Genomic DNA, 11,804 nt, shown 5'->3' on the forward strand with positions numbered 1-11,804 from the left:
GCAGGCAGACCATGACGATCCCGGTTTCTTCTTCGGCGGCTCAGTTCCGCAGACGGTATCGGCTGGCCGAACAGCCGGTCAGTTTCTCGCTCGACGGCGTGCGCTTCGAGGGTCGTCGCGGCGATACCGTGCTGACCGCCATTCTGTCGGTGCAGGGCAAGTTGCGTCATACCGAGTTCACCGGCGAGCCGCGCGCGGGCTTCTGCCTCATCGGCGCGTGTCAGGATTGCCACGTCATGACGGACGAAGGTTACAGGCTTCGCGCCTGTACCACGCTTCTGGAAGACGGCATGGCCTTTGTCACGGAGCCTGCGAAATGAGTGCGGTGCTCGATCCGGTTATCGTTGGCGCAGGTCCGGCGGGTGTTCGCGCCGCCGAAACGCTGGTCAAGGCGGGTCTCCGGCCCATCGTGCTCGACGAGGGGTTCCGTTCCGGTGGGCAGATCTATCGCCGCCCGCCGCTCGATGACGGGCGCAGCTATCGCAGCCGCTATGGTTCGGAAGCGCACAAGGCCGAAGCGCTGCACAAGAGCTTCGACGCATTGCGCGGCGCAATCGACTACCGCCCGGAAACGCTGGTCTGGAACATTTCGCGCGGGGAAACCGACCGGCTCGACCTGCTGACCGACGGCGTTCACGGCCAGTGGCCCTACAGCCATCTCATTCTGGCCACCGGCGCGACCGACCGGGTTCTGCCGTTCAAAGGCTGGACCAGGCCCGGCGTCTATACGCTCGGCGCATCGCAGACGGCGCTCAAGGCGCAAGGCTGCACGGTCGGTGAACGCGTGGTGTTCATGGGGTCGGGCCCGCTGCTTTATCTGGTGGCCTGGCAATATCATCATGCCGGGGCGAAGGTTGTGGCGGTGCTGGACACAGCGCCTTTCGCATCCAAATTCCATCTGGCGCATCTGGCATTTTATGCGCCGCGCATCGTGGCGCTCGGCGCTTATTACGTCCTGCGCCTGAAGCTTGGCGGCGTGCCGATCCATTACAATGTGCGGCCCGACGAGGTGCTGGGCGAGGGGCATGTCGATGGCATTCGCTTTCGCTCGGCCGGGCGTGTGCGCGAGGTGGAGTGCGATGCGCTGGCTTATGGTTTTGCCTTGCGTCCCGAAACCCAGCTTGCCGATCTCGCCGGTTGTGATTTCCGCTTTGAAGAACGCGACCGCGCATGGCTCCCGGCTGCCGACAGGCTTGGCCGCACAAGCCGCATCGGCGTCTATGTGGCGGGCGACGGTGCAGGCATCGCCGGTGCCGATGCCGCCGAAATTCGCGGACAACTGGCCGCGATCGCCTTGCTGCGTGATCGGGGCCTGCCGTTTTACGAAGGTACTGAACGCACTCTTCTCGCGAGGCTTGATCATATCTATCGCGAGCGCCTGATCGTCGAAAAAGCCTTTCCGTTCCCGCGCGACTGGTTCGACACGATTGCTGGCGACGTCACGCTCTGCCGTTGCGAGGAAATCGCGCTGCGCGACGCGCAGGCCGCGATCCGTCAAGGTGATGTGCGCGAGATCAACCGGCTGAAGGCGCTCACCCGCGTGGGCATGGGCCGTTGCCAGGGCCGCATGTGCACGGCAGCGGCGGCGGAACTTCTGGCGTCGGTGCAGGACAAGACGCCCGCCGAAGCAGGTCGCATCCGCGCTCAGGCGCCGGTCAAGCCGATCCCGCTCGGGTTCGGCGCTCGGGCCAGGGAGGGCGCTTCGTCATGACAAGGCGTCTTCAGGCCGATGCGGTCATTATCGGGGGCGGGATCGTTGGCGGCTCGGCAGCGCTTTTCATGCGCCGGGCCGGCCTGTCGGTCATTCTGCTCGACAAGGGCTTTTGCGGTGCGCAGGCAAGCGGCGTCAATTATGGCGGCGTGCGCAGGCAGGGCCGCGCGCCGGAACAATTGCCGCTTGCACAACGGTCGCATGAATTGTGGGCGCGCCTGCCGGAACTCATCGGCATCGACGGCGAATATGTCCGCAGCGGCCATTTGAAGCTTGCCCGCACGGAAGCGCATTTCGCAAGCCTTGAAGCCTATGCCGCGAAGGTCAGGCCGCTCGGGCTGGATGTCGAGCTGATCGGCGGCAATGCGATCCGCGACCGTTTTCCATGGTTGCCGGGCGATGTGGCGGGCGCTTCGCTCTGCGCGGAGGATGGCCATGCCAATCCGCGTCTGGTTGCGCCTGCCTTTGCCCGCGCGGCACTGGCGGCGGGGGCAACGGTGCTGGAAAACACGCCGGTCATTGAAGCGCGAGAGACCGGCGACGGCTTTGCCATTCTGGCAGGCGGTGGCTCCGCGAGTGACACGATCGAAATCCGCTCGCGCCTGCTGTTCAACTGCGCCGGTGCCTGGTCGGACCGGTTCGCAGCCTCTTTCGGCGAGCCGGTGCCGCTCCAGCGCATCTATCCCTCGATGGTCGTTACCGAGCCGATGCCGTTTCGCCTGCCGATGAGCCTTGGCGAAGAGGGCGGCGGTTTCTATGGCCGTCAGGTCACGCGCGGCAACTATGTCATGGGCGGCGGGCGCGGCGCGCCGCTTGAAAACCCGGACTTCTCGCGGCCTTCGGTCAATGCCGCCTCATCCGTGATGCTGCGCGCCATCGAACTGTTCCCGCATCTGAAAAATGCCCAGGTTATCCGCTTCTGGTCTGGCACTGAATCGGAAATGCCGGACGACAATCCGGTCATCGGGCCAAGCAGCCGGGTCGACAATCTCTTTCACGCCTTCGGCTTTTGCGGCGCCGGTTTCCAGACCGGCCCGGCTGTGGGCGCCATTCTTTGCGATCTCGCCGTGAAGGGCGAGACGGAAACGCCGATCGATGCCTTCCGCATCGACCGGTTCGATATGAACTCAAACCACAAAGGGGAGTAGCATGAAGTACATCACCAAAACCGCCCTGTTGGCGCTCGGCCTGTCGGCAGCCTTCGCTTCGGCCGCATCGGCTGAAACCAAGACGCTCTATATCGGCATGAATGGCGGCAATATGGAGAAGGCCTATACCGAGCATGTCCTGCCGGAATTTGAAAAGGCCAATGACGTCAAGGTCGTTGTCGTGCCGGGCACCTCGGCGGATATTCTCGCCAAGGCGACCGCGCAGAAAGACAATCCGCAGATGCACGTCATGCTGCTCGACGACGGCGTCATGGTGCGCGCGATCAATGCGGGCCTGTGCCAGAAAATCTCCGACGATCCGGTTCTGGCCGACATCCAGCCTGCCGCGCGCCTCAAGGACGACATGGCCATCGGCGTCGATATGGGCATGACCGGCATTGCCTATAACAAGAAGCTTTTCGACGAAAAGGGCTGGGCCGCCCCGACTTCGTGGATGGATTTCGCCGACGAAAAATATGCGAATGCCGTCGTGTTCCAGTCGGCTTCCGCCTCGACTTTCGGCCTGCATGCCTTCCTGATGTTCAACCGCATTCAGGGTGGCGACGACAAGAACCTCGAGCCGGGCTTCGAGAAGTTCCCCGACATGATCGGCAAAAACGTTCTGGAATTCATCCCGTCCTCGGCCAAGATTTCGGAAATGGTGCAGACCGGCGAAGCGGCGATCTTCCCGCTGACGCCAACCGGCGTCAACAATCTGAAGGACAAGGGCATTCCGGTTGAATATGCGCAGCCCAAGGAAGGTTCCGTGGTCCTCGCCGTGACCGAATGCGTGCTCGCAGGCAACAGCGAGCCGGAGCTGAGCCAGAAGCTTGCGCATTATCTGCTTTCCGCCGATGCGCAGAGCAAGGCGCTCGACCATGGCAACGTCATCCCGTCGAACCAGAAGGCGAAGGCCGGTTCGCCGGAAGCACAGGCCAAGCTCGACGCCTTCAACGGTTACATGAAAACTGCCAAGACGCTCGACTGGGATGCAGTCAACGAAGGCCGCCAGCAGCTCAACAGCCGCTGGAACCGCACCATCGAAAAGTAAGATCGTTATCGTGATCCGAAAAGGCCCGCGCCGGGAAACCGGGGCGGGCTTTTTGCTGCAGGACCGCTTACGCATCGCCTGCCGATATTGTAGCTTGCGCGCAAATCATCCGGCAAATCGATGCAACGGGGCAAGCGTGAGAAAAGCGGCAGCACTCGCATTATCTGGAATTCTGGCGGCGGCACCCGCGCTTGCCGAAGACAACTGGAAGCCCGTCGAGGAAATCAAGTTCTATGCCATCGCCGGGAAAACCGGCCCGGAACTTTATGAATCCATCGGCGAGCGCGGCCCGAAGATCGGCGGCGGCAAAACCCGCGTCATCGCCCATACCAGCTATGTGCTGACCTGGGACCGGCAGTTCGACCGCTCCAACAATGCCTGCACGATCCTGTCGGCCACGCCCAAACTGAAGATCACCTATACGCTGCCGAAGCCCGCGCAGAAGCTGACCTCGCCGGTGAAGGAGCATTGGGAAACCTTCTATGAAGGCATTCGCCAGCATGAGCTTGTGCATGGCGACCACGCCAAGGACATGACGCGCGAGATCGTGCGCCGGACCGTGGGCCTGTCGGTTCCAGACGATCCGAAATGCCAGAAGATCCGCAAGGTGCTGATCAAGGAAATCACCGATATGGTCGACGTGCAGCGCGCGCAAGGCCGCTCCTTCGACCGGGTGGAGATGGGCAATGGCGGCAATGTCCACCAGCTGATCCTGGCGCTGGTGAACGGCGGCTGATTCTCTTTCGGAAAAGATGCGCGTCAAAGACAAATGCTTGGAGCGGTTCCGGCTATTCCGTTTTAACAGGAACCGCTCCAGCCTGCGTTGCGCACAGAAACCTGCAATTTTGAACCAGATGGAACATTCGTGACAGCCGCGCAATGAAGGGTTTTCATGCGTTTGTTTAAACAGAACCCGTTGACATCCTAACCAGTTAGTACATTTTAGGGAAACAGCGCAGCCGATCATGCATTCCGTTCCGAGGTGGGAGGACCGAGGAGGGGCGGATTGCAGCTTGCGACAGGGCACTGCCGGGAACCGGACGGATTTCTGACACGCCTTTAGTTGCGATGGCCGACGCGGACAGCGGGAAAGTATAGTCGCCGCCGGATGCATGGGCATCCTGCAAGGATGCGGCGCTGCTTTCTTTCGAAACCCGAAAAGGGACAGCGGTCCGCAAGCGATGCGCCCAAAGGAGGGCCGAAGGAGGCCCGGAGGAGGCCAGGAGGAGGAACGTGAAAGCTTTAGTCGATTTCTATTTTACGGCGGCGCGGTTCGCCATTGCCTGCCTTCTTGGCTGCATGGTCGTGCTCGTGTTCGGCAATGTGGTGCTGCGCTACGCCTTCAATCAGGGCATAACAGTTTCGGAAGAGCTGTCGCGCATCTTCTTCGTCTGGCTTACCTTTCTGGGCGCGGTCGTCGCCATGCGCGACCATGCGCATCTGGGGGTGGATTCTTTGGTGCGCCGCCTGTCGCCTGCGGGCGCGCGCATTGCGCTGGTCGCAGGCCACATCATGATGTTCGGCGCGACCTGGCTGGTTCTTTCTGGAAGCTGGACGCAGACCCTCATCAATATCCCGACGCTGGCCCCTGCGACGGGCATGTCGATGGGCTGGTTTTACGGCGCGGGGCTGGCCTTTGCCGTGCCCGCGCTCCTCATCATCGCGTGGAACGGCTTCGGCATCGCGACCGGGCGGATCGATGTCGCCAGCACGCATTTCGTGACGGACAGCGAGGAGCATGTCACGCCCGTCCCGACCGATGAAGATCGCAAATAGGGCGCGCCGACAATGACCTTGCTCATCTTTCTTGCCGCTCTTCTGGTTCCGATGGCGCTCGGCGTCCCGGTGGCCTTCGCGCTCATCATCAGCGGCGCGGCGCTGATGATGTATATGGATCTGTTCGACGCTCAGATCGTGGCGCAGAACGTGCTGAACGGCGCGGACAGTTTTCCGCTGATGGCCGTCCCGTTCTTCCTGCTTGCCGGGGAAATCATGAATGCGGGCGGCCTTTCGCGCCGCATCGTCAATCTGGCGCTGGTCATGGTAGGCCATGTGCGCGGCGGTCTCGGTTTCGTGGCCATCTTCGCGGCCTGCGTGATTGCAAGCCTTTCGGGTTCGGCGGTCGCCGATGCGGCGGCGCTCGGCGCATTGCTGTTTCCGATGATGCGCAATGCCGGACATGAGCCGGGCCGCGCCGCCGGGCTGATCGCCTCGGCCTCGATCATCGCGCCGATCATCCCGCCATCCATCGGCTTCATCCTGTTTGGCGTGGTCGGCGGCGTTTCGATCACCAAGCTGTTTCTGGCTGGTATTTTTCCCGGCCTGATGATTGCCGTGGCGCTGTGCGTGACATGGTTCATCCTTGCCCGCCGCGAACAGTTCGACCTGCCGAAGAAGGCCGCGCCCGGTGCGCGGATGCGGGCGTTCCTCGACAGTATCTGGGCCCTGATGCTGCCGGTCATCATCATTGTCGGCCTTCGCTTCGGTGTGTTCACGCCGACGGAAGCGGGCGTGGTCGCCGCCGTCTATTCGCTGTTCGTCGCAACCGTGATCTACCGGGAACTGCCGCTGTCACGGCTCTATCCGGCGATGGTGGACGCGGCGAAGACGACAGCCGTGGTGATGTTCCTCGTTGCCAGCGCCAGCGTTTCGGCCTGGATGATAACCGTTGCCGATGTGCCGGGCGAACTCGCCGATCTGGTACGGCCCCTGATGGATAACCAGACGCTTCTGCTGCTTGCCATCATGCTGATGGTCGTTCTCGTCGGCATGGCGATGGACATGACCCCGACGATCCTGATCCTGACGCCGGTGCTGATGCCGATTATCAAGGAGGCAGGCATCGATCCGGTCTATTTCGGCGTGCTGTTCATTATCAACAATTCCATCGGCCTTATCACCCCGCCTGTCGGCACGGTGCTGAATGTGGTGTGCGGCGTCGCGCGCCTGCCATTCGAAAAGGTGATGACGGGCGTGCTGCCGTTCCTGATCGCGCAGCTGGTGGTGCTTTTCCTGATGGTGCTGTTTCCGCAGCTGGTGACGGTGCCGATGGGCTGGTTTCATTGAATCAAGAACGGGCGCCGCGTGATGCGGCCCTGAAGACATTGAAATAACGAGTGGGAGGAAGACATGAAGAACATACTGAAGACAATGGCATTGGGCATGGTTCTGCCGCTGGCCCTGATGACGACCACGGCCATGGCCGAAATCCGTTCGCAGACCATCAAGTTTGCCGCCGCCAACAGCAAGGGCCATCCGCAGGTCACCGGCATGGAGAAATTTGCCGAGCTGGTGAAAGAAAAGAGCGGCGGGCAGATCAACGTGAAACTGTTTCCCGGCGGTGTGCTGGGCAGCGATCCGCAGACGCTTTCCGGCTTGCAGGGCGGCGTGGTGGAAATGACGGTGATGAATGCGGGTATCCTGTCCAGCACCGTCAAGGCATTCGAGGCCGTCGATCTGCCATTCCTGTTCAACAGCGGCGAGGAAGCCGACAAGGTCATGGATGGCCCGTTCGGCACCAACCTCCTGAAGCGCCTGCCCGATACGGGGCTGGTCGGGCTTGCCTATTGGGAACTCGGCTTCCGCAACCTGACCAACAACCGCCATCCCGTCGCGAAACTGGAGGATATTGCCGGGCTGAAGATCCGCACCCTGCAATCGCCGGTTCCTGTCGCCCTGTTCAATACGCTTGGCGCCAATGCGGTGCCGCTGCCCTATACCGAGCTTTACACGGCGCTTGAAACCGGCACCGTCGACGGGCAGGAAAATCCCAATGCCAACATCATCAACGCCAAGTTCTATGAAGTGCAGAAATATCTGACGCTGACGCGCCACCAGTACAATCCGCAGATCGTGATGATCAGCAAGAAGTTCTGGGATCGCCTCAACGATGAGGAAAAGGCGGTGATCGAACAGGCGGCGGTCGAGGCGCGCGATTATCAGCGCAAGGTTTCGCGTGAGCAGGATGCAACGGCGCTGGACGAGATCAAGAAGACGGGCATGCAGGTGACCGAACTGACGCCGGAAGAAACCGCGCGCCTGCGCGATGCGGTGAAGCCGATCATCGACAAGTTCAGTGCCGAAATCGGTGCGGAAACCGTCAATGAGCTGTTTGCCGAATTGAAGAAGGTTCGCGGCGGAAATTAAAACAGTACGGTGCAGGCCGATACTGAATGAAACGGTTCCGGGCGGGTTTGCCCGGGACTGGCAGGAAACTCCGGTCAGGCCGGAGACAGGAGCGTGACATGAAGACTTCGATAGCAACCGTCTCCATCAGCGGCGATCTCCAGCAGAAACTGGGAGCCATCGCCAAGGCCGGTTTCGACGGGGTGGAGATTTTCGAGAATGATTTTCTCACCTTTGACGAAAGCCCGCGTCAGGTGGGCCAGATGGCGCGCGACCTGGGGTTGGAGATCACGCTTTTCCAGCCTTTCCGCGATTTTGAAGGCATGCCCGAACCCCTGCGCAGCCGCACTTTCGACCGCGCCGAACGCAAGTTCGACCTGATGCAGGAGCTGGGCACCGATCTCGTTCTGGTCTGCTCCAACGTGTCGCCAGCTGCCATTGGCGGCATTGACCGCGCCGCAGATGATTTTCGCGAGCTTGGCGAGCGGGCGGCGCGGCGCAATCTGCGCGTCGGTTACGAGGCGCTCGCCTGGGGCCGCCATATCAGCGACCACCGCGATGCATGGGAGATCGTGCGCCGCGCCGACCATCCCAATGTCGGGCTGATCCTCGACAGTTTTCACACGCTGGCGCGCAAGATCGACGTCAATTCGATCCGCTCCATTCCGAAGGACAAGCTTTTCATCATCCAGATGGCGGATGCGCCTCTGATCGACATGGACCTGCTTTACTGGAGCCGCCATTATCGCAACATGCCGGGCGAGGGCGATCTGCCGGTGCTGGATTTCATGCGTGCGGTGGCCGCGACCGGCTATGACGGCTATTTCTCGCTGGAAATCTTCAACGACCAGTTCCGTGGCGGATCGCCCGCCACGATCGCTGCCGACGGACGCCGTTCGCTGATCTATCTTGGCGATCAGGTTCGCCGGGTCGAGCCGGACAACAGGCTGACGGTCGCCGCCATGCCGCCCCGCGCAAAGGTGCACCGGGTCGGCTTTGTCGAGTTTGCCACCCATGCCGAAGATGCCGAACGGCTCGTCGCGGCTGTCGGCGCGCTGGGCTTCAGGCTCGCTGGCAAGCATCGTACGAAAGAGGTGGTGCTCTACCGGCAGGGTGACATCAACCTCGTCATCAATACCGATACGCGCGGCTTTGCAAGCTCGGCCTATGCCGTTCACGGCACCGCAGCCTATGCAATGGGCCTCGTCGTGGACGATGCGGCGCAAGCCCATGCACGCGCCGTTGCCATGGGTGCGGAGAATTTTGAACAACCGCTCGATCCGGGCGAAATCGCCATGCCCGCCATTCGTGGCGTCGGCGGCGGGCTGGTCTATTTTCTTGACGAAAAGACCGATCTGGCCCGCATCTTCGATATCGAGTTCGAGCCGGTTGCAGGCAGTGAAACGGGGGCTGGTGTCGGCCTCACCCGCATCGATCATGTTGCCCAGACGATGAAGTTCGATGAGCTTCTGACCTGGCTCCTCTTCTATACCTCGCTCACGGAATCGCGGAAATCGCCCATGGTCGATATCGTCGATCCGGGCGGCGTCGTGCGCAGCCAGGTGGTGGAAAACGATGAGGGAACGCTGCGCATCACGCTCAACGGCGCGGAAAACCGCCGCACACTGGCGGGTCGCTTCATCGCCGAAACCTTCGGCTCGGGCATCCAGCATCTGGCCTTTGCCACGGACGATATCTTCGCGACGGCTGCGGCCCTGCGTGACAACGGCTTCCACACGCTGGAAATCTCGCCGAATTATTACGACGATCTGGAAGCGCGGCTCGGTCTTGACCCGGAATTCACCGACCGGCTCAAGGCTGCGAACGTGCTTTATGACCGCGACGAGAGCGGCGAATATTTCCAGCTCTATAGCCCGACCGACGATCAGGGTTTCTTTTTCGAAGTCGTGCAAAGGCAGGGCTACAAAGGGTATGGCGCGGCCAATGCGATCTTCCGCATTGCGGCGCTGCGGCGCTACATGCGCCCGGCGGGCATGCCGAAAAGTGCAGCGGCACTTTGATCGCTGGGGGAGAGGGAACCATGGCAAAGGCGCTCGCCAAGGCGCAGACGCGCAAGAACGACCCGGATGCAACGCGGGAAAATATTCTCGACGTTGCGGGGCGGGAGTTCGTGGCATCGGGATTTTCCGGCGCCCGCGTGGACGAGATCGCGGCGCAGACCCGCACGTCCAAGCGCATGATCTATTATTATTTCGGCAGCAAGGAGGGGCTTTATCTCGCCGTGCTGGAACGGGCCTATGGAAAGATACGTGCGCTCGAAAGCTCGCTGTCGCTCGACGATCAGGACCCGGAATCCGCCATGCGCAGTCTGGTGGAAAGCACTTTCGACCATGACGACGCCAATCCGGATTTCGTGCGGCTGGTCGCGGTGGAAAACATTCACCGCGCCGAACATATGGAGCGCTCCGACGTCCTGTCGCGCCAGAATGTGACCATTCTGGAAACGATCGAGAAAATCCTCGAACGCGGGCGCGAGCAGGGCGTTTTCCAGCGGCGCATTTCCGCGCTCGACCTCCACATGCTGATCAGCGCGCAGTGCTTCTTCCGCGTGTCCAACAGGCACACATTCGGCGCGATCTTCGGCACCGACCTGATGGCCTCCGACGTGAAGGCGCGGCATCGCCGCCTGATCAGCGATACGATCATCGCCCTTTTGAAAAGCCCGGAATAGCGGGGGTCGGCGCGCCGTCCGATCCTGTGGAGAATGGAATTGAGAAGTGAAGTGACGAAACGCCGTGTTCATGTGGGCCTGATCGGCGCGAATATCCAGCGTTCGCTCTCACCGGCAATGCATATGCGGGAAGGCGAGGCGGCGGGTCTCGCCTATCGCTACGACATTATCGATCTTGCCGAGAAGGGGCGCTCAGCCAGCGATCTGCCCGCGCTTGTCGCGGAGGCCGAGGCTGCAGGTTTTTCCGGTCTCAACATCACCCACCCCTGCAAGCAGGCGGCGGTGGCGCTGGTCGATGAACTTTCGCCCCATGCTTTTGCCCTGCAATCGATCAACACGGTGGTGTTTTCCGATGGCAGGCGCATCGGTCACAACACCGACTGGTGGGGCTATGCGGAAGGGTTTCGTCGCGGCCTGCCGGGTGCGTCGCTGGCGCGTGTGGTGCTGCTCGGTGCGGGTGGGGCCGGGGTTGCGGTCGCCTATGCGCTCGCCGAGATGGGGGCGCGGGAAGTGCACATCTTCGACCTCGACGCCGCGAAGGTCGATGCGGTCATCGGCAAGCTCGTTGCGGTGCAGCCGCAATGCAGTTTCATTGCAGGTTCCGATCTGGAGGGGACGCTGGCGGGTGCATCCGGTCTGGTCCACGCGACGCCCACGGGCATGGATGCCCATCCCGGCCTGCCGCTCGCGCCCGCGCTGGTGCAGCCTCACCTCTGGGTTTCGGATATCGTCTATTTTCCATTGCAGACGCCGCTGGTCCGGCTTGCGAAGGAGCGCGGATGTCGCGTGCTCGACGGCGGCGGGATGGCTGTGTTTCAGGCGGTCGGCGCATTCGAGCTCTTCAGCGGCATCAAAGCCGATCCGGACCGGATGCTTGCCCATTTCGCGCAGTTGCAGGCGCGGAACTAGAGCAATAAAGGCTCTTCAAAAATGGACGCAAGGATAAGTTTCCGGATTCTACGCTAACGACTCTGGTCTCCAGCGCCGCTATCTTCAATCATCTGGTAGAGCAAGCATAAATCACCGAACAGCACGTTTCTATTCAAGCGTGTTGATGAAGATGCTTTGTGTTTTTGC

11 protein-coding genes are annotated in these 11,804 nt (G+C 61.5%); all 11 read left to right on the forward strand.

Features of this window, described 5'->3' with window-relative positions; translation table 11 throughout:
* Positions 1–11: 11 nt before the first annotated feature.
* The 11 genes from ABWW28_RS20120 to ABWW28_RS20170 all read left to right on the forward strand — a co-directional run bounded on the left by ABWW28_RS20120 (position 12) and on the right by ABWW28_RS20170 (position 11,636).
* Positions 12–320: a (2Fe-2S)-binding protein gene (locus ABWW28_RS20120; protein WP_006469571.1), complete on the forward strand. Its 309-nt coding sequence runs from the start codon at positions 12–14 to the stop codon at positions 318–320.
* Positions 317–1,711 (forward strand): FAD/NAD(P)-dependent oxidoreductase, encoded by a 1,395-nt coding sequence (locus ABWW28_RS20125; protein WP_113342398.1) that lies wholly within the window; start codon positions 317–319, stop codon positions 1,709–1,711. The genes ABWW28_RS20120 and ABWW28_RS20125 overlap by 4 nt, the downstream gene beginning before the upstream one ends.
* A complete protein-coding gene (locus ABWW28_RS20130) occupies positions 1,708–2,859 on the forward strand; it encodes an NAD(P)/FAD-dependent oxidoreductase (protein WP_113342397.1) in 1,152 nt (383 codons plus the stop codon). The genes ABWW28_RS20125 and ABWW28_RS20130 overlap by 4 nt, the downstream gene beginning before the upstream one ends.
* A gap of 1 nt (position 2,860) precedes the next feature.
* Positions 2,861–3,910, forward strand: a complete 1,050-nt coding sequence (locus ABWW28_RS20135) for an ABC transporter substrate-binding protein (RefSeq protein WP_021588279.1) — start codon at positions 2,861–2,863, stop codon at positions 3,908–3,910.
* Between the two features lie 136 nt (positions 3,911–4,046).
* On the forward strand, positions 4,047–4,646 hold the full coding sequence (locus tag ABWW28_RS20140) for a DUF922 domain-containing Zn-dependent protease (RefSeq protein ID WP_113342396.1): 600 nt from the start codon (positions 4,047–4,049) through the stop codon (positions 4,644–4,646).
* Positions 4,647–5,143: 497 nt separating this feature from the next.
* Positions 5,144–5,686: a TRAP transporter small permease gene (locus tag ABWW28_RS20145; RefSeq protein ID WP_006470782.1), complete on the forward strand. Its 543-nt coding sequence runs from the start codon at positions 5,144–5,146 to the stop codon at positions 5,684–5,686.
* Between the two features lie 12 nt (positions 5,687–5,698).
* Positions 5,699–6,976: a TRAP transporter large permease subunit gene (locus ABWW28_RS20150; protein ID WP_100649202.1), complete on the forward strand. Its 1,278-nt coding sequence runs from the start codon at positions 5,699–5,701 to the stop codon at positions 6,974–6,976.
* Between the two features lie 63 nt (positions 6,977–7,039).
* A complete protein-coding gene (locus tag ABWW28_RS20155; protein WP_113342395.1) occupies positions 7,040–8,056 on the forward strand; it encodes a TRAP transporter substrate-binding protein in 1,017 nt (338 codons plus the stop codon).
* Positions 8,057–8,154: 98 nt separating this feature from the next.
* Positions 8,155–10,056 carry a bifunctional sugar phosphate isomerase/epimerase/4-hydroxyphenylpyruvate dioxygenase family protein gene (locus ABWW28_RS20160; protein ID WP_113342394.1) on the forward strand — a complete coding sequence of 634 codons (1,902 nt, stop codon included), beginning with the start codon at positions 8,155–8,157 and terminating at the stop codon, positions 10,054–10,056.
* A 20-nt stretch (positions 10,057–10,076) separates the two neighbouring features.
* Positions 10,077–10,727: a TetR/AcrR family transcriptional regulator gene (locus ABWW28_RS20165; protein ID WP_006470784.1), complete on the forward strand. Its 651-nt coding sequence runs from the start codon at positions 10,077–10,079 to the stop codon at positions 10,725–10,727.
* Between the two features lie 33 nt (positions 10,728–10,760).
* A complete protein-coding gene (locus ABWW28_RS20170) occupies positions 10,761–11,636 on the forward strand; it encodes a shikimate dehydrogenase (protein ID WP_176026665.1) in 876 nt (291 codons plus the stop codon).
* Positions 11,637–11,804: the final 168 nt, after the last annotated feature.

Origin of the sequence: Brucella sp. NBRC 14130 (assembly GCF_040371715.1) — a bacterium.
In the GTDB taxonomy this organism is placed as follows: Bacteria; Pseudomonadota; Alphaproteobacteria; order Rhizobiales; family Rhizobiaceae; genus Brucella; species Brucella intermedia.